This is a genomic window from Ruegeria sp. CL3 (genome assembly GCF_056536505.1).
Genome location: NZ_JBQFPT010000005.1, coordinates 70,758 through 96,949, shown reverse-complemented (window position 1 = coordinate 96,949; position 26,192 = coordinate 70,758). Strand labels below are relative to the sequence as shown.

Genomic DNA, 26,192 nt, shown 5'->3' with positions numbered 1-26,192 from the left:
AGAGAGTAGATACATTGCCGCGTCGGTCGGGGCCAAAGTCATAATTTCGGCTTTGCGCATAGTCGCGTCCAGCGCGGGGCACAAATTGCTCCAGACGCTTCATGCCTGCGGCGCGCGTAGGTTCGAACTGCAGCTGTTCAAAAGCCTTACCCACTACAGGAACCTCCAAAGTCATGCAGCAGCCTTGCAGCGTTTCGAGCAGTATTTAACGTCATCCCAGACCTTCTCCCATTTCTTGCGCCACACGAAGGGACGTTGGCAGACCGGACAGATCTTTTGCGGCAAATCCGCCTTCTTGCGCATTTTCACGTGAGGTCTCCGAACGGTAGGTCAAGTTGAGCCGCATTCCGCGGTGTTCTGGATTTTCTTTTACGAGAGCGTTCAGCCTTTCGGCTTGCGTGTTTGGTGGCGATTGCGTGCGCTCGATCGCGAAATTCGGGCCCGCGCCTCACCGCCCAAACCTTTTCTCGCGCAGCCTTTGCCGCCGCCAGATGGTCAAAGACGCGCATAGGGTATTCTCGGTCAAGCACCGCGTCTGCATTGTCCGCGTTCCATGGGTCATGCAGATGTGCATCCGGTATTTCTGCAAGTTCCGGCACCCACCGACGAATGAATATGCCGTTCGGATCCTGATCCAGGCCTTGTTTGACGGGGTTGTAAATACGGATGGTGTTGATGCCGGTTGTGCCAGATTGCATCTGGACCTGACTCCAATGGATACCGGGCTCATAGTCGGTGAACATTCTGGCCAGGTGCAGGCCCGGTGAACGCCAATGCAGCCACAAATGATAGCTCGCAACTGCCATCACCATGGCTCGCATGCGGAAATTCAACCAACCTGTCGCGCGCAGAGATCGCATGCAGGCGTCCAAGAAAGGATACCCTGTCTCACCTGTTGACCAGGCTTGCAAAAGCGCCGCGTCCGGTTCCTTGGGGCGTAAGCCATCATAGAGCGGGTGAAGGTTTTCGAACTCTATTTGCGGTTCGTCCTCCAGCTTTTGAATGAAATGACAATGCCAGTGCAAACGCGCTGAAAAGGATCGCATCGATTTCTGCCATTTCCCTGCGCCCACGGGAAGCGTGCGCCGCGCATTTTCTGTCTGTTGCGCAATTTCGCGAACGGAGATCGCGCCCCATGCAATGTAGGGAGACAGCCGCGAACATGCCGTCGCACCACTCAAGGGGCTGGACATTGCACGTTGGTAGTCAATGCTCCTTTTGTTCAGAAAGCTGTTCAAAAGCCCCAGCCCCACTTGACGCCCACCTTTCTGCCGACCCGTACATACGGCCCCTGCAAGGCCAAGATCTTTGCTGCATGGGAGCGCGCCAAGCTCTATTGGCAATGGTGCAAGCTGCGGTGCTTTTTCTGTAGGTTGCGACATCTGCGCATCCCAATGGTTCGCCCAGCCGTCTCGCGACTTCAGTCGGCGGATAACACCGTGGTTCTGAATCTCATGCCAAGGGACACCTGCGTCGCGACACCAAGCCGCGACATCTCGATCCCTCCGATAGGTCCAATCGTTGCCCGTCTCCTCGTGAGACCATAAGGCCTCCAGAAAACCTTGTTTTTTCAGTTCCGTAAGTGTCTCAATCGCCGTCCCGATACGAACAACCAGTGGCTGACCTAATTGAGCAGTTGCCTCCCGCAATTCCACAAGTGTTTCAGAAACAAAACTCCATTGCCGTTCTGAGGCATCAGGCTGCAGCCACAGTTCAGGTTCAACAACATAGAGCGGCAATACGGGGCCAACCCTGGCTGCATGTGCCAAAGCCGCATGATCCAAAACACGTAGATCTCGCTTGAACCAGACGACTTGCAAATCCGTACACCCCACCCAAGTCATTCATTGAGTGATTACGCGTCATGGAATGCAACGGATCAGAAAAAGTACTGTCTTTGCAGAATGATCGCGACGTCTTTGCCTGCATGTCGGCGACTGCAAGTAGTGCCCGCTTGTGCGCTTTTCCTCAGTTTAATCGCTGGCAATAAAGCGCGACAAAATCGCTCTCTACCAGACATGGAAGGACGGCTTAGCCCGCGCCCGCAACCTAACTTACTCCACAATCTTGCGGGTGTAACGAATGTCAGTTTTGGCGGGTCGCATTGCAGCGATTTAGGTTGTTGGCCAACGACAGGAAAAGGCCGCGCGTATCGGCCAACGGACCAGAAAATTCCCCCTAGTTTTTTCGCCAAATGGCAGTCAGTTGAGAATATCCGCTATTGCACCGATCAGGTTCAGAACTTCGTTCGTTCGTCGATCTACCTCGTAGACATAGTTTCCGGCCCGCACATAGTATCCGTTTCTTTTCAGACCATATCTGTAGGGATTGTTGATGCGCACATAGCCATCGTAGATGTAATCCCCAGCTCGGTATCGTTTGACTTGTCCGGGGGGGACGCACGGAACTGCTTTTTTGGCCAAGCCCGGTGGGCAATGTCCTGCTTTTGATTTCACTAGAACAGGCTGCATAGCATTGTGCGACCCAACAGTCTTTCTAAGATCAAGAGACTGGACGTCAAAACTCGCACTCGCAACCGGCCCGGTTTGCATTACGAACACCGTCGCTGTGATTGCAAAAGCCGTTTTCATCCTTTTGCCTCCTTTAACTGCGTTTTCCATTTATGATCCCCGTCGGGATTTGGCCAATACAATAGGCGGAGACTGGCTTACCGCTGAAGTCTACCACTATGACGCGATGGTTCGGTGGCACGACAGACTCAGCTAACGACCTTTCAAACCGTCAAGTTGGAATGAGGTAATTGAAGAGGCGCACGACCGGACAAATCGTTTGTTCTTATTTCGTAAACAACATTAACCGAACGTGAACAGTGTATTCGCAGTGGGTTCAAACAACTTTAGGCATACTGACCAAGTTGGATCGAACGAGACGTATATCGTTTGACGAAAACAAGGGGAACAAAATGGTCAAGCCTGCCTTTATGACTGAAGATCGCAGCACTGAAATTGCGATGCGGACCTCTAGCGAATCTGCTGAAGAGCGCCTGCAAACCACGATGAATTCGAGCAATAGTCGCTTCCCTCCTATTGAAAACGCACTGACAGAGATCATAAAAAACAAGCGGCTATCCGAGGCTCACCAGAACGTCTGAAGACAAATCAGTTGACCCCCCCGACAATTCTCGATTATCGTCCTAAACATCGGAATTGTAACATAAATCCCGCTCCAACTCGGGGCGGGATTTTCTTGTTGTGCATCGCAATCATCAAGAGTTTGCGCCTAGCAGGCCGACTGGGTCGACCTGCCAGCTTAGTATCCGAAAGGCTTATCGACGCTCCAGCTTTCAGTTCATCCTGAAGTGTGGAGGCTGGCGATGGCCGGGAAGCCTCAGGTCACAGTCCCAGCAGGGCTTTGACCTGTTCCTCAACTGCATCGGTGACAGGCTTGTTGGCAGCGGCTTCCAGGGCCTCACGTTCAGCCAGATCTTGCTCTTCAACAAGTTCTGTCAGCTCTTCCACCTCTTCAACAGCTTCGTTGTATTCAATGGCTGCCTGTCTCTCGTCATTCAAAGTCTGGGCTTCATCAATCGAAGCGTCCAATTCGGCTTGGGCTTCTTCTAGCTGCGCTTCGATATCCGGATCGCTACCGCCCGCGTCCTCCAAAGCCTGTTCAAGCTCTGCGACCGTATCCCGGTTGGTTTGAACCTCGCCCAATGCGACTTCCAAGTCATCCTCGATTTCTTGAACTGTCCGATCTGGTTCTTCCAACCCCTCAAGGAGCTCCAACTGTTCTTCCAGTTCCTCGCGCAAGGGCTCTCCGGCCAGCACAGTGTCGCGGTACGTGGCAATTCGGCCAACCCGCGAATTGGGCGCAGCATTGGCGAGGGCCGTTGGACTTGCATTGGCCGCGTTCAGTGCGCCCAACTCGGACGGGTGTGCACCAAGCAGCGCAGCCATACGATTACCTTTGGTGCGGGAAACGGGACGCTTGGACTCTTCTACAATGACAGTCTGACGAACCGTTTTTTGCACCTTGGCCTTCTGCGTTCGAAGGGTTGTCGTGGCAACCCTTGAGGTGGTTGCTGTTTTGCGAGTTTTGCCATTCCCGTTGAACAGTTCTTTCAGAGAGAACCCGCCGCCTTTTTTCGTACCGGACCGAGCAGACTGAGACTTTGTTTTCCCTTGCCCGAATATCCCGACTCTGGTGCCGCCACGGCTTTTGTCGGCCCCGTTGCTACGGCCACCATTTCCAGCCGAGCTGTTGTCTCCGCGATCTCCCTGAGCGCCGTTGCCATTGCCGCCGCTGTTTCCATTGCCACCGCCGTTACCGTTGCCATTTCCACCGCTGTTGCCGTTTCCGCCGCCGTTACCACCACCGTTTCCGCCGCCACCACCGTTTCCGCCGCCATTGCCGTTTCCACCGCCATTGCCGCCACCATTACCGTTGCCTGGTTTGGCATAAGCAAAATCAGGAGCTGCGACGGTGGCTACAATGGCCGTTGACCCCAACAAGGCAATCGCAATCGTCGAAGCTTTAAGCAGTCCGCACTTGGTGGTTTTCATCTTCAATCTCCTCAAAACCTACAGCAACGACAATCAGCGTGCTGAGGTTGACCACAGTGTTTCGGCAGTCTGACTCGCAGTCGAATCAAAGCCCTTGCCATTGATTTAACTTGAGGTCGCTTGAACGCAGGGCTAACTGCTTGTTCATCATCGGTTCATGTCTGGCCTAGTAGTCTTCAATGAAGGTGTTTGAGGGTGTTATGCAGGCCAAAGCGTTTTTTCTGGTTGCAGCTTTGCTAACCGCCTTGTCCGGGGGACAAGCGGCGGCAGATGCACGCGAACTCAAACAGTCTGAACTGCGCATGGCGACGTTGTCAGGCAGTGCGATACGGCTGAACCGTGTCATCAAAGGTGTGAAGAAAGCTTACGGCGGAACCCCTGTTGATGCGCGCGCATTCAAAACAGACAAGATCTACTATCGTATTCTGGTCAAAAAGCCGGGCGGAAAGATCGTCAGCGTGATCGTGAACGCCGAAACCGGCACAGTCGTCTCGAACCGCTCAAGTACCGGTCGCGAGATTTCAGAAGCCGCACGCAATTCGACCAAATCCCAAAGCAACAACGGTCAGAGTGCCTCTGCCACCCGTGGAAACAGTGCAGGCCGAAGCAATGCTGGCGGCAACGGCAACGGCGGCGGTAACGGTGGCGGCAATGGCGGCGGTAACGGTGGCGGCAATGGCGGCGGCAACGGGGGCGGCAATGGCGGCGGCAACGGGGGCGGCAATGGCGGCGGCAACGGTGGCGGCAACGGTGGCGGCAATGGCGGCGGCAACGGTGGCGGCAATGGCGGCGGCAACGGTGGCGGCAACGGTGGCGGCAACGGTGGCGGCAAAAATTAGAGTTAAGATCGCGCTGATTTAGCTGTAGTCTCTGGATATGCGAATACTCCTTGCTGAAGACGAACCCCAGCTTTGTGAGCAAGTCAAAAAGCTATTGGGTGCGGAAGGTCGCGTGGTCGACGTGGCTAACAATGGCACAGATGCCCTGCATCTGGGGTCGACTGAACCGTACGACATGATCATCCTCGACATCGGCCTGCCTGAGCGTGACGGCATTTCGGTCCTTCGCGAATGGCGCAGCGCGGGCGTCACGACACCTGTTTTGATCCTGACTGCCAGAGATGGCTGGAGCGAACGCGTCGACGGCCTAGATGCCGGCGCGGATGACTATATGACCAAGCCGTTCCACATGCCTGAATTGGCGGCACGGGTACGGGCCATCTTGCGACGTCAGAGCGGTCAGTTGAACCCCGTGATAGAGATGGGAGAGGTTTCTCTGGATACGCGGAATGGTCGGGTCACCGTTGGGGGCATACCTGTCGACTTGACCGCGCAGGAAATCGCCGTTCTGACCTATCTGGCGCACAACATCGGTCGGATGGTGTCGCGTACTGAGTTGTCTGAACACATCTACGAATATGACGGCGACCGAGATTCCAACACGATTGCGGTTTTTGTGACCCGCCTGCGCAAAAAACTGGGCTCCGATTTGATCACAACCGTCCGGGGTCGCGGCTATATGATTGACTCCGCCTAATGCTCTCGTTGCGCCAACGGGCCTTACTCGGTGGTATTGCTTCGGGAGCGTTGTCCGTAGGGGTCGGTACGCTGATGGTGTTTTCCTACATCAATACGCGCGTTTTGGAGCAGTTCGACGCAACGTTACAAGACCGGCACACGCAGGTTGTTGTTGGCCTAAGCGCCACCACTGATGACCCTGAAACCCTGCGGCAGTTGGTATTCGACCCGGCCTATAGCAAGCCATATTCGGGGCGGTATTGGCAAGTAACGGACAGTACCGGCGCCATCTATACGTCTGCTTCACTCTTCGATGAAACAATCGCCGAACCTCCGCGCGGAAATGACGAAACAATTATCTGGAACACCTCCGGTCCAGATAGCGAAGCCATTCGTAGCGTCTATCAAAGAATCACGTTCGAAGACGGAACGGAGTGGGGCGTAACTGTCGCCGAAAGCAGGAGCGAACTGATCAACGAACGCAGCGCTGCACAAAGATACCTTCTCCCGGTTTTTGGATTGGTTGGTTTGATCGGAGTGGCAAGTTCTCTTTTGTTGATGTCCGCCATTGTTGGACCGCTCCGGAAGTTGCGCGCCGATGTCGCTCATCGCTGGGATCGAGGCGATGAGCTGACTCCCGAGGACTACCCGGAGGAGGTTTCTCCCTTGGTGGAAGATCTCAACAAACTGCTGCATCGAAACCGCGAGATTGTCTCAGGTTCGAGAAGACAAGCGGCAGATCTGGCGCATGCCCTCAAAACACCGACGGCTATCTTGCGGAACGAATTGGCAGAACTCGCAGACGCCGGCGCACACACGGAGCCTGCGGAAGAAGCCCTAACCCGAATTGACGCCCAGCTTAGCCGTTCACTCGCACGCATGCGCGCATCAAACACAGGCGAGTTAACGCATTCCAGGACAGATCTTTCGAATTCGGTCGAACGGCTGTCCCGGCTGTTCTCGGTGATGGCCGAACGCGAGGGGAAGACGCTTGTTTCGTATTGCGAGGCTGGTCTTCACGTTCGAATGGACCCCCAGGACATTGAGGAAGTGATCGGAAACCTCCTCGACAACGCCCTCAAGTGGAGCCAGACAACATTCCAAATCACTGCGCGGCGAACGGATAGCGGCATCGAAATTCGCGTCGAGGACGACGGACCCGGAATCCCAGAGGATGCCCGGCTTGAAGTCCTGCGTTCCGGCGGTCGACTCGATACCTCAGTAAAAGGAACAGGGTTGGGGCTGCCTATTTCCGTTGATTTATTGGCCGCCTACGGTGGAACGCTGGAACTTGGGACATCGAAGCGCCTGGGGGGCTTGGCCTGTAAGGTGAATATTGGGCGCGAGACACATAGCCAATAGATGAGCAAAGTGGCGACGGTGTCCTACCACGTCGCCACACGGCGCCAAGACAGCCGTGGACAGTGTATTGATATGATGCAGTACTAAACTCCCTTTGCCTAAATGGTCCGCCGCGCAGAAAACCTGCGCGACGGGCACCTCATTTAATCGACGATCTCGCTGTAGTCCCCGCGGACTTGAACCATCACTGATACGTCACCAGAGTCTCGGTTGCGCCAGAACCAGCCATGTTCACCGGTAAAGGCCGCTTCGATGGTGCCTTCGGCACCGGTCGATCCACGCCCTTTCTCATAGGTGATCGACTCACCGCCACCGTGGCCATGCAGGTCGAAGTTCACCCGGCCGCCTGTCACGACCATACGGTACTCAACCGTCGCGCCTTCTTCCATGACCAGCTTCCATTCAGTCGACTCTCCGGGCGTTAGTATGAAGCTGGTTTCATCCTGCCAGACCTCGGCCTCTTGCGCATGAGCCGACCCGACAAAGAGGCCAAGGACGTCGTTCAGCAAGCTCGACTGATCCTGGCTTTCGAGTTTGCGGTCTGCTTCGGCCTCGTCTGCAAGTTGCGATTTAATCTCGCCCATCTCTTGCAGCCCGAGCACGCGGCCAACGCCGGTCGGGTCGATCCCGTATTCTGCTGGCAGAACCACCGTGACAAGGATCGCGACGGCAGACGCACCTGCAATGACGGTCGAGCGGATAAGCTGAGCCGAGCTTGGCAGTTCTTCAAGACTTGGTCTTTCTGTGTTGAACATTTTCTGAACTCCGTTACGCGGCAACAAAATAGCCGGTCATCTGATAGCCCATCAGAATGAACCCGAGGGTCATCATGATGACGTTTACGCTGTAAGCTTGCTGGAAGAAGTACGGGCTTTTGCGCCAGAACCCCATAACGATAAGGATGATCGCAAGGGCCGTAAGCTGGCCAAGTTCCACACCCACGTTGAACGCCAACAGATTGGCAAGAAGCCCTTCCGGAGCGATATCGTAGTCGAGGATTTTGGTCGCCAGACCCATGCCGTGGAACAGGCCAAAGATCAGCGTCGCGACTTTGGTATTCGGCTGAAACCCCAACCAGCGCTGGAACGCACCAAGATTGTCGAGCGCCTTGTAGACAACCGAAAGGCCGATAATGGCGTCGACGATATATGCGTTTACGCCCCAGCCAAACCAAACGCCCAACAGCATTGTTGTCGAGTGTCCGATCGCGAAGAGGCTGACATAGATGCCGACATCTTTGGCTCGATAGAGAAAGAACACGACGCCAAGCAGGAATAGGATGTGATCGTAGCCTGTGACCATGTGTTTTGCGCCAAGATACATGAAGGGGATGATGTTCACGCCCCAGATTTCTTGGATGTAGCCCGCATCGCCTTCAGTGACGTTATGAGCCAGCACCTGAGACGTGCTCAGTGCCAGATTGGTTATAATGAGGGCCAGCAGGAGCGTCGCGCGCCTGTCTAGACCCCGTGAGATTAGATTCATGGATGTTCTCCGTTGTTATGTGATGTCGAAAACCCCGAATGGGGCGACGTCACACGCGCGGAGGCCGGTCTATACCGTAGTTCTTGGTTGGGCCGTCCGGCACTCGGTCGAACGCCCTGTCATCTGAGAGCGAGGCCAGTGACAGCGCATTTTCCGGTTCCGGTATCACCATTTGGCTGTGGTCGTGATCTGCACCATCATGACTGTGCCCGTGCATCGCCCACAACAAATCTTCTTCAAAGCCATGGGTATGCCCGTGCTCTGCAATGATCTGCAAATGCTCCTGCACGGTTTCAATCACTGTCGGAGCATGGCCCACGTTTGGCTGAAGCGACCAAAAGATCAAAGACAGGCAGATCAAAGCTGCCATCGCATTCTGCGTATATCTTTGAACTGCTCTCACGTTTTCAGTGCCTCTGCGGCGTTTCTATATCCCCCCCCAAGGGTTATCTCGACTTGTATGTCAAAACCACCAAAAGTCGCAAGCCATCCAGCACGATCAGCGCGGCAGAAACGTGCCTAAGAGCCTCTGCGGTCCGTTTGGCGCCCAGGGTCGGTTGGCAGTAGCTCTATTGAACAACCAAGAAACCTTCCAACGAAGTAACAGCAGTTCCTTCAAGGATGACGCGGTTGCCATCCGCTTCACAAGCAATGACTCCGCCTCGCGCAGAAAGCTGACGAGCCAACAAATGTTTTTTCTCCAGTCTCCGAGACCAGTATGGCGTCAAACAGCAATGTGAAACGCCTGATACGGAATCTTCTGGCACACCATTTGCCGGGGCAAAGAACCGTGAAACGAAATCAAATTCCCCTGTCCCTTGCGCCGATATGATCACTGCGGGTAACGGTAGTTTTGCCAAAGCGGCAAAATCCGGAGCACAGCTCAGAATATCATTTTCGCTCTCAAAAACAGCCAGATAGTGCTTTGCAGCCAATAAAGCTGAAGGCTTCTTCCCAAGTGCTTCGATCAGACCCGTGGGGGCATCGACCACCTCTGGCACAAGTGCGGGCATATCCAGACGCAATCCGTTTTCCCCACGTCGAACAATCATCCGGGCGGATTTGGAATGGAAGGTGACCGCATCCAACCCGACCTCGAGATTGGAGAATACGATGTGAGCGGCCGCTAGGGTCGCGTGTCCGATCATATCCACCTCGCGCGTTGGGGTGAACCAACGTATGTCGAATTCGGAATGCTCTGCGCGGTTGCGCGCATTTGCTCGAGGAACAAAAAACACCGTTTCAGATTGGTTCAGCTCACTCGCGATGGATTGCATGATCGGTACAGGCAGCCATTGATCCAGTGGGCAAACGCCAGCAGGGTTTCCGCTGAGCGTGCGGTCTGAAAAGGCATCGACGATAAAGGTTCGAAGTTTCATCTCTAGCCGTCTACATTCGGGCGCGGGACTGTGAACGCCCCATCGTTTTCGATGGCAAAGGCGGCACGAAGAACCGTGCTTTCTTCGAAATACCTGCCAACCAGCTGCAAGCCTATCGGCAATCCTTCCGAGTGCATTGCACAGGGCATCGTCAGAGCAGGATGGCCGGACATGTTGAAGAAGGTGGTAAAGCGCGTGATGGCATTGCCAACTGCTTCTTCCACACCGTCACGGGTTGTCTTCACAGTTCCCAGCTTTTGCGCAATTTCCGGCGTCGCCGGCGTCAGGATCAGATCGACCTCATCAAACAACGCGTTGGTCTCTTGCCGATAGAGTTCTACGAAGCGCTTGGCCCGAATGTAGTGTTCCGCCAGGAGCGTCTGTCCCAGCGCTAATCCGGCGCGAAAATCCTGCCCATAAAGCTCACCCCGGTCTTGCAAATAGGCCGAATGCGCGCTCAGAGCTTCCGGCATCTGAACGGTGAGAGACACGGCGCGGCTATGTTCAAGATCCGGAAATGTCACAGGAACAAAGGCCGCGCCTTTCGCAGTCACAAAGCGCTTTACATCTTCCAATGCTGTCAAGATTTCCGGATCGGTTCGCTCGAAGTAAAAATTGGTCGGAATGCCGATGCGCAACCCAGAGATATCGCCGTCGAGCGCTGCGGCATAGTCTTCGACCGCAAGGTTTTGCGAACCCGGATCGCGCGGATCGTAGCCCGCAATGATCCCGAGTAAATCAGCGCAATCTGTGACGTCCCGAGTCATTATGCCCACATGATCTAACGTCCAGCAATACGGCACCACACCCGTCGTCGGCACTCGGCCAATGGTTGGTTTCAGTCCGACTAGTCCGTTCAACGCTGCTGGAGCTCGCACTGAGCCGCCAGTGTCCGTACCTAGGCTGGCAGGGACCAAGCCGAAGGCCACCGCTGCCGCTGATCCGCTGGACGATCCTCCGGCCAGTCGGCTTGGGTCATAGGCGTTCACGCAAGTTCCATAGACCTCATTCTCGCCGGTTGCGCCGTAAGCAAACTCATGAAGATTGGTCTTGCCCAGGCTCAGCGCGTTTACCTCTCGCATACGGGCGATGACAAAGGCGTCCTCCGATGCAATTCTGTCATGAAACACGCGCGATCCCGCTGATGTCAGAACCCCTTCGATGTCGAAAAGATCTTTGGATGCGTATGGAATACCCGCAAAACGCGACCGCTCCAGATCGTCGCGCGTGAGGGTTTCGGCCACCTGGCGCGCAGATTTATCTGTCACGGTGATAAAGGCTTTAGATCGGTCATTGTGCCTTGCAATCCGCTCGGCAAAAACCGCGACGAGTTCAGTTGGCGTTATGTCACCGGCATCGAGCCTGGATTTCAGACCGCGGACAGTGTCAAACGCTATTTCATTTGTCATCTGTCTATCGCTTCTGAACAGTCAGGGCCGGAGGTATTGTGCCAAGGTCGATCTTGCGAAGGACCTCCAACTCGTCCAACAACTCCTGAAATCCGGTAATGATGCCTAATTTCGGGTCTACAAGTTCGTCTATTTCCGCATCGCTCCAGTCGTGCGAGGCCATCTGATTGCAGATACCTGTCAGAGTCTCTTTTTTCAGTTTTTGCATGTTACCCATCCACGCAGGTTCCGATGAATCCTCCGGCGCGCCAAGACGCGCGCCGCACTCGTGCGTCACAGTTGCGATAGTTCAACCATTTGGCAATCTGCTGCCCTGACCGATACCACCGTCTGTAGGCCTATTTACTAAGCAGGATCTCACGCGGATAGTTGGTGATGTAGTCAAACCCGGTTTCCGTCACGACCACCGAGTCACCAATCCGACCTGCAGTGACACCATCGACCGAAATGCCGCCGTCGACCGCAAAGGTCATGCCCGGCTGCAGAACTGTCTTGTCTCCGGCTTTCAGCTCCGGCGCTTCCAGATATGCAACACCGATGGATCGACCGGTACGGTAGCCGGTTTCAAAACCACGCTCTTGATAGACTTCGTTGGCGGCTGCAGCGACGTCTTCGGCCAGAACGCCCGGGCGGATCGCGTGGATCGCGGCTTGCTGTGCGTCGATCGCAGCCTGCTGCACCTCGCGGTCCAGGTCTTTCACTTCACCGATGTGGAACATACGGTCGAAGCCCAGCTTGTACTGTTTGAACTGCGCCATGTTGCAGAAGCAGAAATAGACGGGATCAAACTTTTCATAGGCTTTTACACCGGCGCGACCATGCACCATCGAGGTATTCTTGCCGCTTTGAACAATCTGCAGGTTGTGGATCATGGGCGAGACGAAGCTGTCCCAACCCTTGTCGGTCAGGAAAGTGGCCGCCTTGCGCGAACCTGCATCAATTACCGCCAGCGCGCTCTCGTATTCCTGTGCGCCTTCTTTCAAGGAATTATGCGCCGCAAGCATCATCGCGCCAGCGATCTCTCCAGCCTGTTTCATCACTTCTATTTCGAAGGGTGACTTGATGGTCCGCATCGCGCCCAGTACCGGAGAGATATCCTTGAGAGGAACGCCCGGATAAGTCTCGTCCAGATGATTGCGGACAATTGCAGGGATCGAACCCTTTTCAACCCAGATCTCGGATGGGCTCTCGCCCAAAGCACCGGCCAGCGCGCGGCCCCATGTGCGTTGTCCGATATCTTCCCAGGTGCGCACGTCTTCGACCCATGTCATCGCACCGACCATCTCCGACTCCATCAGCGGTGTGATGACGACTGGCGAGTCATCCGCGTCCACCACCAACATCGTTGGGCGCCCGAACTCGATCCCCAGGTAACCCCAGAAACCTGCCAGATAGGCCATTGAGCTTTCATCCGTAAACACTGCCTTTTGAATGCCTGCATCCTTCATGCGGCTCTGAAGCTCAGTCGTTCTTTGTTTTGCGTGTTCAAGCATGTGCCTTTTTCCTTCGAGAAAAGCCAACGGCATGACACCAAAACCGATGGCAGGGTTGAACTTCAGGCCGTCCTGTCATTGTCGCCTGGGCGGCCATTTCAATTTTCAATTTCAACGCCGCCCGCCTTCCACGCGGGCGGCGTTTTCGCGCCTCAGTTTAGGAGACCCGGCAAGAAAAGAGCGACCGGCGGCACGAAGGTAACAACGAAGACCATCGGCAGGTGACCCAACAGCAGGAACTTCAAGGTCGGGCCGACATAGGTTGACAGGGGTTGTCGTGTGACGCCCCCGGCCATGTAAAGCAGCGGTGCACAGGGCGGAGAGATGTTGCCCAATCCCAGGTTTGTACCGACAATGGCAGCGAAATGGATCGGATCCAAACCAATCTTCTGCGTTACCGGCAGCAGGATAATCGCAGCCAGAACGCCACCCGAAACGTCGTCGATGATCATGCCCATGATCAGCAACAGCAGATTGATCAACAACAGGATGACAATCTTGTTTTCCGATATGGTCAGCAACAGATCGGCAAACTGTGTCGGCACCTTGGCCAAAACCATACCGCGGCTCATGACGAACAGGAAAAACAGAACCATCAGGATCGCGCCAGTCAGACGTGCGGCTTCGACTGTTGAGGCAAACAGTTTGTCGAACGGCAGCGTACGGTAGATCAACAGACCAACGGCCAGAGTATAAACCAGCGCCATCGACCCTGCTTCGGTCGGAGTGGCGATGCCGCTGTAGATGCCACCCAAAATGATCACCGGCATGATGATCGCAAGGCTTGCACGTTTACCGGTTTGGCCGATTTCTTTCACGGTGCCCGAGAACGACAGTTTTTCAGCGACCGTGATCGTCGTGTTGTTGCGCAGAAACCAGAAGTTCAACGCGCAATAGGTCGCGGCAAGCAGGATCCCGGGGCCCATGGTTGCAAGAAAACACTTGGCCACTGACTCGCGGATCGCAATCGCGAAGACAATCATTGGAATGCTGGGTGGGATCATCAGAGCCAGAACAGAAGAAACAGCCACTAGCGCAGTTGCATGGCCCGGCGGATACCCTTCCTTGATCATGCGCGGGACCATGATTTTCCCGATGGCCGCAATCGCAGCAGAGGCCGATCCCGAAATCGCGCCAAACAACGCACAAGTCACAACAGTAACTGCGCCAAGCCCGCCCTTGGTGCGTCCGACGAAGGAATTAACGAAATCCAGGAGTCGCTCGGATATCCCCGAAGCGCCCATCAGGGTGCCCGACAGGATAAACAGCGGAATGGCAAGAAGCGAGAAGGCACTGACCTGCGAATAGCCGAACCCGGCATGAAACGAGATGTCTGTGCCCTGTAAAGTGCCAAAGACAAGCGCGCCGATGCCGAAGGCAAAGCCGACGGGCACCTCGATCAGCAGCAGGACAATGACAATTGCGATGGCGACGAAAAACAGCGTCATGTCATTCTCCCCCTTTCCCGGTGATCAGGGCGCGGGCTTCGAGGAAAATCTGCAGCAGCATGTAGAAACCCATCAGCACGAAGCCGAAGACCATGCTGAGATCCCACATGTATTTTGGGAATTTCATGTACGAGCTTTTGCGGTTCAGGTTGATGTTGAACTGCGCAAAATCCCAAGCATATTTGGCAAAGACGACCAGTGCGACCAGGCACAGGATTGATCCGAACAAACGGAGGGCAAGCAATGTCTTTCGATTTCGAAAGACCAGCGACATCACTCCACCTTCGATGTGGTCACGCTCGCGCGAGCAGTACGCCATTCCGATGAAGTAGATCCACAAGGCCATCATCGGCGCCAGCTCTTCGATACCGAGAAACGGAGACGAAATGACATATCGCATGAACACCTGCGCGGCCATGACCAGGCCAAGGGCAAGCATTGCGAAAAACATGATGACGCGCATCAGCCACGCAACTTTGGCTTCCAGCGAGTACATGCGATCCAGGCCGCGATAGACAGGCAGTTCGCGATCCTCTGGCGCAGGCACCGGTATGATCGGCGATGGCACCAGAACATCGTCCAGACTGTCTGTGTGCAAGATATCCTTGGTCATTTTCCCTCCCATCCCCAAAAGGAAACACGCGCAAAGTTTGGTTTGCGCGTGTTCGTAAGTGGCGCTATTCCACGCCGGCCGCCTGCTTGATGGCACCCATCACTTCTGTGCCGATGATCTCCTCCATGTAGGGGTATTCAACTGCGACAACCTTGGCACGATAAGCGTCCAGCTGCTCGGGGGTCAGTTCGATGACTTCGATCCCGGCAGCTTCGATCTGCTCGAACCATTTGGGGCTTTCAGACTCGGCGTTTTCCCAGGCCCAGGTGACGGCTTCATTGGCGGCCTCTTTCACCCAGCCCTGCTGTTCCTCTGTCAGGCCATCAAACCAAGCTTTGTGGGCAGTCCAGAAGGTGTGTTCAAAGTTCTCGCGCGTGAAGACGTAAGCGCTCAGCACGTCCTTGAACAACAGAACTTCGGATGGCGGCGAGTAAGCCCGACCGTCAATCGCACCGGTCTGCAATGCTGTATGAACCTCGGAGAATGCCATCGGAACGGCCGAAAAGCCGGTTGCCTTGTAGCGCTCGATCGCCATGGGCATACCCGGAACGCGCATCTTGAAACCTTCTGCATCGGCCGGGAAGTCTACGGGAACGTCAACGCCTTTGCGCACAACGAAACCGGTGAAGTCAGTTGGGATCGTACCCAGCAACTCCATGCCCAGGTCGTTCATGATGTCGTTGTAGACTTCGTTCATTGTCGAACCGGGACCGTAGACTTCCTTGCCCGACTCCCAGTCGTTGGCGACATAGCCCAGAACGGACACGTCCCAGCGCGGATCAAGCTCGGAATGGTTCCACGACATGGTCATCTGAACAGCGCCTTGAGCGACCTGCTCAACGATCGATGTCCAATCACCAAGATCACCGCCGGGGTGATAAGAAACCGACATGGTTCCACCAGAAAGCTCGTCCAGCCGTTCGATGAACTGTTCGGAGACTTTGTGGAAGATGTGTTCCTGATCCATGACGTGGCCCAGAATGATGTCCTGAGCCGATACACTGGACACGGCGAACCCGGCAAAGCCGAGCGCGGCAGCCCCAGTTTTCAGAAATTTTGACACCTGCATTTACGAAGGTACCTCCCTTTGATCGAATCTCGGCCTGTGCTTGAGGAACCCCAATCAGGCTGGCGGGACAGTTGACCTGTATACAGCTTAATGTCAATGATCAACTTTAGTCGCTATTTTCACATAAAAATGAGGTAGGTGCATGCATGTAATGAGAATTGATCCAGGATCCATGTTCGATGAGGGCCGCCACAAACGGGCAAAAATAGGATTCGTTTTACTCGCGACCGAGCAGACAATCGAAGACGATATGATGGAACTGATACCAGAAGGCGTCGGTGCACATTTCACCCGGGTGGCCATTCCAGACAGCATCACAGTTGACAGTCTGACCGGAGTCGGGTCCGACCTGGCACGCGCCGCGTCGACCTTGTTGCCAGATGGTAGTCTGGATGTGATCAGCTATGCCTGCACGTCCGGCAGTTTGGTCCTGGGCGAAGACACCGTATTTCGCGAACTGCGCAAAGGCGCACCCAACGCAATCGCGACCTCTTTGATCACCTCTGCCATTCGCGCCTTAAAAGCACTTTCGGCAGAAAAGATCGCGGTGTGTACACCTTACCTTGAAGACGTGAATCAGAAAGAAAAACAGTATCTTGAAGAACGAGGCCTCCACGTCACGAGGATACGCGGTCTGAACCTGAAAAAAGACAGCGACATGATCCGTGTGCGCCCGGACGTGATCGAACAGTTGGCCCATTCGGTCGATTCTCGGACGGCCGATGCCGTGTTTATTAGCTGCGGTGCGTTGCGGTCACTCGAAGTTATTGAACGGCTCGAAGACACCCTGAACAAACCTGTAATTTGCTCCAATCAAGCCATGGCCTGGGATGTCTTGCGTAAAGCGGGTGTTGATGACCAAATTACTGGGTACGGTCGGTTGTTGAGAGACTACTGATTGGTAGTCTAAGACAGCAAAGAGCACCCAGAGGGATCAGAAACGTGTCTATCGCAGATTCAGGAATTGCGACGCCCTCAAAGGCAACCGTAGACGAGATCCAAGAACAAATCTTGGAGCGCATCTGCTTCGCGCACTACCCTCCGGGCACTCAACTGAAAGAGGCTGCGCTTGCCACAGAATTCGGTGTCAGCAGAACCCCCGTCAGAGATGCCATCGCGCGCATCGGGCATCTTGGATTAGTAGAGACGCGCAATGGTGTCGGCACCGTTGTCATCGAGCTTTCAGCAGAACGTGTCCGCCATCTTTACGAAATGAGGATGGAGCTTGCACAGTTGATCGGAACCTTGTCGCCGATCACTGTCACAAAATTTCACCGCGAAGAAGCGCGTTCGATCCATGAAAAAGCCGTCGCGTTGCGCGAGCAGCTGGACTCTCAAGAATACGTAAAACTGAACCAACGACTACAGACCCTGATCACATCTCTGATCGGAAACCACTCTCTGCGCGAATTCTGGAACCAGGCATATTTCCAGTCGTCCAGCGTCTGGCATCGTATGGAACAGATTGTTGGCATAATTGCCTACGACTCATTGGTGCGAGAGACCTCTGATTTGGCCAACGCACTGGAGCGTGAAGACATCGCCGCTGTCGGATTTTTGCAGAGAGTCTACATCGGATATGCTTTTCAACTGATTGAGACACATCTTTTGAAGCGACAAGAAGAACGTGAGTTTTGAGTCGATTGCTCAATGCTCGTTGGAATTTTCTTAGAATTTCAGAAAAATTGGTTTCGGCAGATCACCTGGCCTTTCCCATTGGCACAACCGCATTCTGGTTAGATTTCGAACCATTAGGAGCAAACGCTTCTGTTCGCCTAGAATTAAACCTTGGACATCAACGCAAACAAGAACTTCACAGCCCGGGTGTTTTGTGAAGCGACTTTCAGTAGAGTTGCACGCTACCCTACGCTTCTCGACAGACCCTCAGAAAGCGGCGTTTATCATACGCACGCAGAATGATTGTGACGCCCCCTATTCGGCCATTGCAACTTCTCGCGGCATGTCAGCTCAGAGCCTCAGCGCAATTTCTATCACTCTGACTACCTTGCAAAAAAGGTTGCAGCCAAAGCTTCTAATGACGACACCCAATCCTCGGTTGCGCACTGACCCCTACAACTAGCGTTGTTTTCATTGACACATTGCCTTGCATGCGATCCGCTGAGCTACGTCATCTGTTTTAACGCAAGGATTTGAAGTCATGCCAGAATCGCTCAATCTGCATAAATTTGAAAACCTAAGTCCTTTCCAAATCAAAGACGAACTTATCAAGTTGGCGCAAAAAGAGGCGCGGCAGATGGCTTTGCCATATCTAAATGCCGGTCGAGGGAACCCAAACTGGATCGCCACCAATGCGCGTGAGGCATTTTTCCTTTTGGGGCAGTTCGCCATGACAGAAGCTCAGCGCCATCGGAATGAGCCGGAGGTCGGTCTGGCTGGGATGCCGCAAGGGCCAGGCTGCTATGACCGACTAAAAAAGTATTGCGCCAAATCGGTTGAAGGAAACGGCCCTCCTGGTGCGGAGACTTTGGTGGCGGTCGTTGATTTTGCGATTGAGAAATTTGGATTTACGCCAGACGATTTCGTGCTTGAGTTGACCGATGGCATTGTCGGTGACCATTACCCGATGCCCGACCGTTGCATGGAGCACAACGAAGCGATTGTGCATGAATACGTTATGTGGGCTATGTGCGCGGGGCACCGACCGGATGCGAAGTTCGATATCTACGCGGTCGAGGGTGGAACCGCAGCGATGTGTTATATCTTCAAAGCGCTCAAGAACCAGAGATTGCTGAATGCCGGTGACACGATTGCGTTGGGTACACCGATTTTCACACCCTATCTGGAGATGCCGGTCCTTGAAGATTATGGGCTGAACACTGTGGATGTATCTTCGAAAGAAGAGGACCACTTCCAACTGAACGACGAAGATTTCGAAATTCTGTCCGACCCAAAAGTCAAAGCACTCTTTCTGGTTAACCCGGGCAATCCGTCTTCAGTCGCTATGAGCCCCGAGGTCTCAGCTCGGCTTGTCGAGTTCGTAAAGACCCGCCGCCCCGACCTGATCATTTTGACTGACGATGTTTACGGGACCTTCGTTCCAAACTTTCAATCGATCTTGGGGCATCTACCTGAGAACACCATCGGGGTTTATTCCTACTCCAAGTATTTTGGTTGCACAGGGTGGCGTTTAGGCGCGATTTTAGTGGCTGAGAATAACATCTTCGACAAGATGATTGCGGATGCTCCGGACGAAACCAAAGCCGTCGTCAACGCGCGCTACGAAACGCTGACGCCTGACCCATCCTCGTTCAAGTTCATCGACCGGATCGTCGCCGACAGCCGCGATGTTGCGCTGAACCACACTGCGGGTCTGTCGCTGCCACAACAGGTGATGATGACCTTGTTTTCACTGGTCGAGCTTATGGACGAAGAGAAGGCCTATCAGAAATTCTGCTGGGGTATTCTGAAACATCGCTTTGACGAGTTGGTCGACGGGATGGGTATAGAGGTTCCCGACAACCCGCTGTTCGACAAATACTACGGTATTATCGACTTTGAGTTCTGGCTTCGCAAATACGTGGGCGAAGAGGTGGTCGAGTGGATAAAGGAGAACGTTCACCCGCTGGATATTTCCTTCAAACTGGCGCAGGACCACGGGATCGTACTGCTCAATGGATCGGGCTTTGACGCGCCCAACTGGTCGGCGCGGGTATCGTTCGCCAATTTGGATGATAGTGCTTACCGCCAGATCGGAAGAGCGGTGCGCGCAGTGGCCACTGGCTACGTGCAGGCCTATCGTGCCTCGAAAGGACTGCCTTTGCACGGTTGAGACCTAGCAACAGCCTTGAGCATCTGATCAGCATGATGATTGATACACATGCTGATCTCAACCTTCCAAGCCAGGATTCCGGTTGTTGTGCGGCCTGTCCTACGGAACAAAAGCCACAACCAACGGCCCCCAGAGTGTCAGGAAGATATTGGCCACGGCATAGGTCATGGTGAAGGCAGGTGTGGGTGTCGAGTTCCCGGCTTTTTCCAAGAGTGTCGCAAAACCGGGATTGCCCGAGCGTGATCCGGTCACGACCGCACAGGCCTCAACCGGGTTCTTGATACGCAGGGCGAAGTAGTTGATCGGGAACTGCACGATCATGGGCATCAATGTAACCACAACACCCAAAAGCAGAAGTATGATCCCATATTCCTGAATTGCCTCTAGTGCAGGTTTGCCTGCATTTAGGCCAACAACACCAACAAATACAGCTAAACCAAAGCTCTGAAGGAAATTCGCGGCCCCACGGTTAATACCGCCGATCTTGGGTTGCCGGATGCGCAAATAGCCGATGATCAAACCTGTAACGAGGCAACCGAGGCCGGACCCCAAAGCCACCTTCGTTCCTGCGATGACAAAACTGATCTCTCCGATCAGATAGCCGATGGCCACACCGATTCCCAATGCAATGAAATTGGTTACCGAGGCCGAAGGCGGCACATAGCCCGCAACCTTGGCAACTCGGTTCAAGTCGTCCTTGTGACCGACAATACTGATCTCGTCACCTGCGTGGATCTCAGTATTGTGCAGGACGGGGACATCATGGCCCATGCGAGTGATCTTTGAGATATGAACACCGCGCCTTTGATCTGCCGTCAGAGCTTCGCGCAGTTCTGCCAAGGTTTTACCGGTCAGTTTGCGGTTGGTGACCACGACGTTGCGACGTTCCTCCACAACCGTCAGTTCAGGGGGATACTCTCCGATTTCACCACTGGCGCTCCCCTCGAACTGGGTCAAAGTCGCGACGAGGCCGGAGACGACCACCGTGTCTCCGGCATTGACTATCGTTTCGGGGGTCGGATCCACAGGAGCGCCATCGTGGAGCAATCGTTCTACGATCAGATCGCCATCATAGCCGCTTTCGATGTCCTTGACGGACTTTCCGGCAATGCTTGCATCGCCATTTACCTGATAGGCCCGGGCGTCAAACCGGTTCATGGGAAGGAATTCTCCTTCCTCTAGTTTAGGGCCACCGCCGCCGAGTTTCTGAGCCAACTTAATCGCTTCTTGCCGCAGATCGACACGCATGATGATGGGAATGATGCTAACTGCCAATATCGGGCCGATTGAGCCGAAGATGTAAGTAACCGAGTATCCTACGGCGATGTTGGTTTTCAGTTTTTCCGCCTCATCAGCGGCGAGCCCAAGCAGATCGATGGCGTTTCCAGCGGTGCCAATGATTGCAGATTGTGTCAGGCCGCCAGCGGCCAACCCCGCAGCCAGCCCTTTGTCCAAGCCCGCCAACCGAGCAACGACGATAACAAAAAACAACCCCCAGAGGGTCATCATAAACGCGGCCAGTAACTTGGTCAGCGCAGTTCGGTTCAAGGCCGCAAAAAACTGAGGCCCCCCATTGTAACCGACCATGAATATGAAGAGGGAAAAGAATACATTCTGAACATCGGTACTAAGGTTGATCCCACCGATCTGGCCAATGAAGACGGCCACCAACAAAGTGCCAGCGATGCCCCCCAATTCGAACTTGCCGACCCGAAACTTTCCGACGCCGTATCCAAGACCCAGACAAAGAAACAATGCCATGATCGGGAAGGCGCGAAGCTGTTCTGTAATCAATTCCATTGTGAAATCTCCCGGGTGCTAACGCTGGTCCGTTAGCCTCAAGATACAGCGCCTTACTGTATTGAAAACAAAAAAATTTAGACAATCGATCACGTGCGGACTCTATGAAACCATTCCGATCAATTTCTATTAGTGTCCGGGTGAACTTGAAATCTAAAAACAACTTTCAGAATGTAGGTCACGCCTTCCCTCTTTGCCTTTTGGGGAATGAGCCTTTGCCATTTCGATGGAGAAGCCAAGCGTGCGCTGCAAGACCATCTCGGCTGGTAAGGAAAACAAAAACAGAGTGGCCATCCAGAATGGCGAAAGCGCGAAGGGGCGACGATGCAGCTGCAATATCGAAACCAGCGCGAAAACATCCAATGCAAGCGCGAAAGCACTGAGGATATTGACCGCCAAAACCTGTCCTAGAAATCGGATCAAAGCGGCCAGCAACAACAAGGCAATCGTAGGTATCTGAGAGCCCACTTCTTTTGGACGGCCGCTCAGAACGCTCATGCCGGCCAAACCAAAAATCAGCAGAACATAGATGTATCCGTGCGACCCGTAAGCCGGACTAAGCCAGCTTTGTGCAAGCCATTGCAAAGGCTGCGCTGCAAGAATTGCGGAGGCGGTTGCGAAGGCGCACCATGCCAAGTTATCTGCGGTCAAACGGTTCATGCCGCCAGATGTGACTGGCGAATACGCATTTCCCCTGCCCAAGATGTGCAGATTTTGATGAGACACTCTTAAGTGAGGTCTTTGTCGCTTTTCTCAGTCCTCAGCACACTGCGCGTATTGCCTCATGCCATGTAGGCTCTGCAATCACTTCTTACGCGCGCCGGACTTCAGGCGTCAGCCCTGGATGCGATCATTGGAACATTGTGTTCTGCAGCGCATCAAAGGTGGTCAACTAGCGGGCACCTGTAGAAAACTTGACGGCTACCGGGTTCGCACCTTTTGCGCGCAGTTCCGCCACATGCTCACCCGGTTTGAGTGCGTCGACCCAGGCATCCAGATCTTTCGCGACCTTTTTACCGTCCAGATACCATTCAACAGGTTTTACTGTTGTTCGCCCTGTGAATGTGCCCCAGAGGTGTAGCGGTCTGTCTGCGCGCACCACCTGACCCTCCAAGGGATGAATGATGGCAAGCTCGGGCGAGACCACAGGTAGCTTAACTGGCTTGGTGTCGGCCGTCGCGGTGGAATAACCGTCATGCGCCAGAACCCTGATTCTGACTTTGTCTGCTGGGATGATGGCTGGGTCAATCTCCACAGTGTTGCCCGTCACGCCAACCGTCAGGCCGTTCCAGCGTTCGCCATCAGCGGACCATTGCAGCCAGACATCAGGGGCATAGCCTCGTTTGGCTCCATTCGTTTTCCAGGAAACCTTTAGACCAGATTTGCCAATACTGGCTTCTGCCGATGCTACTTGGATGGGCCGCGCCGGGCGTTTGCGTTCCCAAAGGGTCGTATCACCCTGGCAAATTCGAATTGCAGTTCCAAGGTCGACATCACCCATTGCTGCTATGAAGTTGTAGGGCGGTTCAGCCGGATCCTTTTTGCCGCCTCCGCCGCAACCGCAGCCATCACCATTGGCGTCGTGCGTATCCATTGTAAAGACCGGCGCGAATGAGATTACCTCGTCGTTGTCGCCGATCAATTGGATGACAAGATCAGTGCGCGCGCCAGACATCCGTAGGGGCCGCGTTGGAACCCGCACGAGGCTCGCGACCGATGCTTGCATGTCTTTGTCAATCGCTCCGACAATCGTCACGAATGGACGTATCTGGTCTTCCCGGTCGACTTCCATGTCACCTGCCCCTGTCGCATTGCCGCCAGAGACGCCCGTTGCCAGTGCGACAGGGTCAAATTCGGCACGGTTCAGCATGTAGTTATGCGTAAAGATCGAAACCCAACGCGGGCCGCAATAGCCCATCAGATCCTCGCTGTTGGCCGGTCGATGTATAGTCCCGTCATTTGTGTCGAGACCGTATTCGCCGATACTCGCATCCGAATAGACTGTATTGCCGCTGGAATTGGTTGTTGTCATACCGGCATCGTAGGGCTCGTACAGCGGATAGCTCGCGTTCGGTGTGCCAACCGCACCGCATGGGGCATGCGGCAGGCCCGCCTGATGGCCCAATTCATGCGCGAGCGTGACCGGATTGTTGGACAGGCCAGCACCGTTGCCGCCGCTGGCACATCCTGTGTTGCCATGCGAGCGCGGGATCGCCGCATTCACCAGGCCATAGTAAAGCCAGTCGCCCTGATTGCCGTCATTTGTGCGCGCATTGGCCACGAAATTCAGGATTGGTGTCCAGTTGGGATCGCATCCGCCTGCCGGGAACATGTTATTTGTCAGCCCCTGCGTTGTGGTCTGACTGTCGATGATACGCACGTTGGGTGTACTGCCCACCGGGAAGACCCGAAGCGCAAAACTGGTGTCAGCGGCCACCTGTGCTGCGTTAGGTGCTAGCAACGTAATATTCGCTCCACCACCCATTGGTGGGCCTTGATAGCCGATCGTGACGGCTGCAACGCGCAACTCTTGCTCAAGGTCGACATCGACAAGCTGTTGGGCTGTATCACTACCGCCATAGCAATCATCTGGCGAAGAGACGGTGATCGAAAGACGCAATAGCCCTGTCATAACATTGGCCGGGATGATGAAGTTCAAAGTTGCGTCGATATCGCGGCGCTCTGCGTCATAGCTGGAGAAACTGTCCTGGGCCGTCATCGGGGCGTTGAACGGCGGGATGTTGGCCACCGTGGACCAAACTCCGCCAAGCCGGCGTTCCACTTGAAGTGTGCCGCCGACATTGCCGAGCTGCCCGTTGTCGAAACTCGGATCTTGTCCGCTACGCAAATAAGTCCGAACCCAGGCCGATTTATTGGCCACCAGTTGCAACGAGTTGTCTGGGCCCCGATCGGCGGGATCCGTCAGATGCTGGGCGGCACGATAGTACTGGATCGCCTGCGTTACCTCTATCCCGTCAATGGACAGGTCCGGCGGGCTCTGGAAAACGAGGTCCAGACCCTGACTGACGGTAGCCGGTTTGCATTGCCCGGTCGCTACGATTTCTACACGTACCTTTGTCGTCTGATTGAAATCGGTTTGATCAAAGTCCCAACGCCCCAGATCAGGGGCTGGTGCAATCTGTGCAATGACAGCACCGGTTTCGGTGTTCACGATGCGAACTGTCACAGTGTCTGCGGCACAGACTTTCCAGCGGATTTTGAGGACCTCGCCAGGCAACAGACAGTCGTCATTTTGATGCCCTTTGACGATGAACTTGAGGATATCAGCGCTTGTTCCTTCGAACTCAGCCAACATCTTTCCGCTTATGCGGTAGTCCAGAAAACGATTACAGACGTTGATGGTCTGAGCAGGCGGGATGATCGTCAATCCGCACCCCGCACTGGTGGGCACGACCACGCAGATGCGTTTGTCCGACCACGAGGTCGGCTCCACGATCGGGCCGGGATTCATCGTTCCATGCTGAGTGAACTGCACTTTCCCAGCTATATCGCCAAAGCCGCATCCGCAAATAGCGACAGTATCACCAGGGCAAGCGCGCTCGGGGTTGATCTCGGTCACAGTGTAACAGTCGATACTGCACCAGTTCCGATAGGCATCTGTGATGCAATCCAAAATGGGCTGACGGACACAGAGGTGGCAGCAAGGCACCTGGCCGCAGTGGGCCTGATCGGTGCAGATACACAGCACGTATTCTAACAAATCAATAAAGTGCCGCTCTGAATGAGGCTTTTTGCAGATCAGGTTGACAGCTGCTTCGTGTAGCGCAGTTAACACTTGGAAACGACATAGTTGCTCCAACAGCGCACCCACATATTTGACCATTGTTGGTCGGTGACCGCAGGACACATGCATGGCTGCGAATGCCATAAGGCTAATATCTTCGTCGGCGATCAGGGATTTTCCCGTCGGACAGACATGGTCGGAACAGCAGGCCGACTTATGTTTGGATTTGACCGGTTTGCAGTCGTCGTCGTTGCAGTCTTCGTCAAATATACCCTGCAACACGCCGCCAGCATCCTCGCCGGACGCGCCGTTACAGCTGCAACCCTTTGGCGACGTGGCGCAAAGTGCATTTAGCACATCCACATATCGCCCCTTGGCAGCAATGTTTCCGTTCAGAACATGCCATGCGTCATCAAGCGCATTGCCGAAGATCGCAAGCGTCGGTCGAACGCACTCAGAGAGGTCCACGCGCTTTCGCTGCAACCGACCGGCATCGGCAAGCTCAAATGCTTCCTCTATGTCATCCAAGATACTGTCTGGCAAAAACGGCTTGTCGGGT

At 54.5% G+C, this 26,192-nt stretch carries 24 protein-coding genes; 7 read left to right on the top strand and 17 right to left on the bottom strand.

The features are described from left to right. Positions 1-171: 171 nt before the first annotated feature. From ACR0NO_RS08780 to ACR0NO_RS08770, 3 genes are all read right to left on the bottom strand, one after another. On the bottom strand, positions 172-303 hold the full coding sequence (locus tag ACR0NO_RS08780; protein WP_170552600.1) for a DUF2256 domain-containing protein: 132 nt from the start codon (positions 301-303) through the stop codon (positions 172-174). A gap of 2 nt (positions 304-305) precedes the next feature. Continuing rightward, on the bottom strand, positions 306-1,844 hold the full coding sequence (locus tag ACR0NO_RS08775; protein ID WP_480723680.1) for a cryptochrome/deoxyribodipyrimidine photo-lyase family protein: 1,539 nt from the start codon (positions 1,842-1,844) through the stop codon (positions 306-308). Positions 1,845-2,201: 357 nt separating this feature from the next. Next, positions 2,202-2,621: a hypothetical protein gene (locus ACR0NO_RS08770; protein WP_480723679.1), complete on the bottom strand. Its 420-nt coding sequence runs from the start codon at positions 2,619-2,621 to the stop codon at positions 2,202-2,204. A 302-nt stretch (positions 2,622-2,923) separates the two neighbouring features. Between ACR0NO_RS08770 and ACR0NO_RS08765 the strand changes: the two genes are divergently transcribed. Beyond that, positions 2,924-3,112 carry a hypothetical protein gene (locus ACR0NO_RS08765; RefSeq protein ID WP_170375770.1) on the top strand — a complete coding sequence of 63 codons (189 nt, stop codon included), beginning with the start codon at positions 2,924-2,926 and terminating at the stop codon, positions 3,110-3,112. A 241-nt stretch (positions 3,113-3,353) separates the two neighbouring features. On the opposite strand, the gene ACR0NO_RS08760 is transcribed toward ACR0NO_RS08765, so the two are convergent. Further along, positions 3,354-4,523, bottom strand: coding sequence for a hypothetical protein (locus tag ACR0NO_RS08760; protein ID WP_480723678.1), 1,170 nt, complete (start codon positions 4,521-4,523; stop codon positions 3,354-3,356). Positions 4,524-4,702: 179 nt separating this feature from the next. On the opposite strand from ACR0NO_RS08760, the gene ACR0NO_RS08755 reads away from it, so the two are divergent. The 3 genes from ACR0NO_RS08755 to ACR0NO_RS08745 are packed head-to-tail and all read left to right on the top strand — an operon-like array spanning position 4,703 to position 7,402. Then, entirely contained in the window at positions 4,703-5,362 is a 660-nt protein-coding gene (locus tag ACR0NO_RS08755; RefSeq protein ID WP_480723677.1) for a PepSY domain-containing protein, read from the top strand. Positions 5,363-5,399: 37 nt separating this feature from the next. Next, complete coding sequence (locus ACR0NO_RS08750; RefSeq protein ID WP_480723676.1) at positions 5,400-6,059, top strand: response regulator transcription factor; 660 nt, start codon at positions 5,400-5,402, stop codon at positions 6,057-6,059. Then, positions 6,059-7,402: a sensor histidine kinase gene (locus ACR0NO_RS08745; RefSeq protein WP_480723675.1), complete on the top strand. Its 1,344-nt coding sequence runs from the start codon at positions 6,059-6,061 to the stop codon at positions 7,400-7,402. Before ACR0NO_RS08750 ends, ACR0NO_RS08745 begins: the two co-directional genes overlap by 1 nt. Positions 7,403-7,545: 143 nt before the next feature. Here ACR0NO_RS08745 and ACR0NO_RS08740 read toward each other — a convergent pair whose 3' ends face one another. The 10 genes from ACR0NO_RS08740 to dctP form a co-directional block, all read right to left on the bottom strand. After that, positions 7,546-8,157, bottom strand: coding sequence for a transmembrane anchor protein (locus ACR0NO_RS08740; protein WP_480723674.1), 612 nt, complete (start codon positions 8,155-8,157; stop codon positions 7,546-7,548). A gap of 13 nt (positions 8,158-8,170) precedes the next feature. Then, positions 8,171-8,887: a HupE/UreJ family protein gene (locus tag ACR0NO_RS08735; protein WP_480723673.1), complete on the bottom strand. Its 717-nt coding sequence runs from the start codon at positions 8,885-8,887 to the stop codon at positions 8,171-8,173. Positions 8,888-8,936: 49 nt separating this feature from the next. Further along, complete coding sequence (locus tag ACR0NO_RS08730; RefSeq protein WP_170552080.1) at positions 8,937-9,257, bottom strand: hypothetical protein; 321 nt, start codon at positions 9,255-9,257, stop codon at positions 8,937-8,939. 199 nt (positions 9,258-9,456) lie between these two features. Beyond that, on the bottom strand, positions 9,457-10,266 hold the full coding sequence (locus tag ACR0NO_RS08725; RefSeq protein ID WP_480723672.1) for a PhzF family phenazine biosynthesis protein: 810 nt from the start codon (positions 10,264-10,266) through the stop codon (positions 9,457-9,459). 2 nt (positions 10,267-10,268) lie between these two features. Continuing rightward, positions 10,269-11,675: an amidase gene (locus ACR0NO_RS08720; RefSeq protein WP_480723671.1), complete on the bottom strand. Its 1,407-nt coding sequence runs from the start codon at positions 11,673-11,675 to the stop codon at positions 10,269-10,271. Between the two features lie 4 nt (positions 11,676-11,679). Further along, the gene (locus ACR0NO_RS08715) at positions 11,680-11,883 is read right to left on the bottom strand and encodes a hypothetical protein (protein WP_170471590.1); all 204 of its coding nucleotides are present in this window, start codon (positions 11,881-11,883) and stop codon (positions 11,680-11,682) included. A gap of 130 nt (positions 11,884-12,013) precedes the next feature. Further along, positions 12,014-13,168, bottom strand: coding sequence for a M24 family metallopeptidase (locus tag ACR0NO_RS08710; protein ID WP_170471592.1), 1,155 nt, complete (start codon positions 13,166-13,168; stop codon positions 12,014-12,016). A 152-nt stretch (positions 13,169-13,320) separates the two neighbouring features. After that, complete coding sequence (locus ACR0NO_RS08705; protein ID WP_480563510.1) at positions 13,321-14,616, bottom strand: TRAP transporter large permease; 1,296 nt, start codon at positions 14,614-14,616, stop codon at positions 13,321-13,323. A gap of 1 nt (position 14,617) precedes the next feature. Continuing rightward, positions 14,618-15,229, bottom strand: a complete 612-nt coding sequence (locus ACR0NO_RS08700; protein WP_480723670.1) for a TRAP transporter small permease — start codon at positions 15,227-15,229, stop codon at positions 14,618-14,620. A gap of 64 nt (positions 15,230-15,293) precedes the next feature. Continuing rightward, on the bottom strand, positions 15,294-16,298 hold the full coding sequence (gene dctP / locus ACR0NO_RS08695; protein ID WP_480723669.1) for a TRAP transporter substrate-binding protein DctP: 1,005 nt from the start codon (positions 16,296-16,298) through the stop codon (positions 15,294-15,296). A gap of 172 nt (positions 16,299-16,470) precedes the next feature. On the opposite strand from dctP, the gene ACR0NO_RS08690 reads away from it, so the two are divergent. The 3 genes from ACR0NO_RS08690 to ACR0NO_RS08680 all read left to right on the top strand — a co-directional run bounded on the left by ACR0NO_RS08690 (position 16,471) and on the right by ACR0NO_RS08680 (position 20,088). Then, positions 16,471-17,196: a maleate cis-trans isomerase family protein gene (locus tag ACR0NO_RS08690; RefSeq protein ID WP_480723668.1), complete on the top strand. Its 726-nt coding sequence runs from the start codon at positions 16,471-16,473 to the stop codon at positions 17,194-17,196. 44 nt (positions 17,197-17,240) lie between these two features. Then, on the top strand, positions 17,241-17,936 hold the full coding sequence (locus ACR0NO_RS08685) for a GntR family transcriptional regulator (RefSeq protein ID WP_480723667.1): 696 nt from the start codon (positions 17,241-17,243) through the stop codon (positions 17,934-17,936). Positions 17,937-18,456: 520 nt separating this feature from the next. After that, a complete protein-coding gene (locus ACR0NO_RS08680; RefSeq protein ID WP_480723666.1) occupies positions 18,457-20,088 on the top strand; it encodes a bifunctional aspartate transaminase/aspartate 4-decarboxylase in 1,632 nt (543 codons plus the stop codon). A 99-nt stretch (positions 20,089-20,187) separates the two neighbouring features. On the opposite strand, the gene aspT is transcribed toward ACR0NO_RS08680, so the two are convergent. The 3 genes from aspT to ACR0NO_RS08665 all read right to left on the bottom strand — a co-directional run bounded on the left by aspT (position 20,188) and on the right by ACR0NO_RS08665 (position 26,161). Continuing rightward, positions 20,188-21,888: an aspartate-alanine antiporter gene (gene aspT, locus ACR0NO_RS08675; RefSeq protein WP_170666258.1), complete on the bottom strand. Its 1,701-nt coding sequence runs from the start codon at positions 21,886-21,888 to the stop codon at positions 20,188-20,190. A gap of 153 nt (positions 21,889-22,041) precedes the next feature. Beyond that, positions 22,042-22,548 carry a hypothetical protein gene (locus ACR0NO_RS08670; protein ID WP_170666260.1) on the bottom strand — a complete coding sequence of 169 codons (507 nt, stop codon included), beginning with the start codon at positions 22,546-22,548 and terminating at the stop codon, positions 22,042-22,044. Between the two features lie 232 nt (positions 22,549-22,780). Next, a complete protein-coding gene (locus tag ACR0NO_RS08665) occupies positions 22,781-26,161 on the bottom strand; it encodes a hypothetical protein (RefSeq protein WP_480723665.1) in 3,381 nt (1,126 codons plus the stop codon). Between the last annotated feature and the right edge of the window lie 31 nt (positions 26,162-26,192).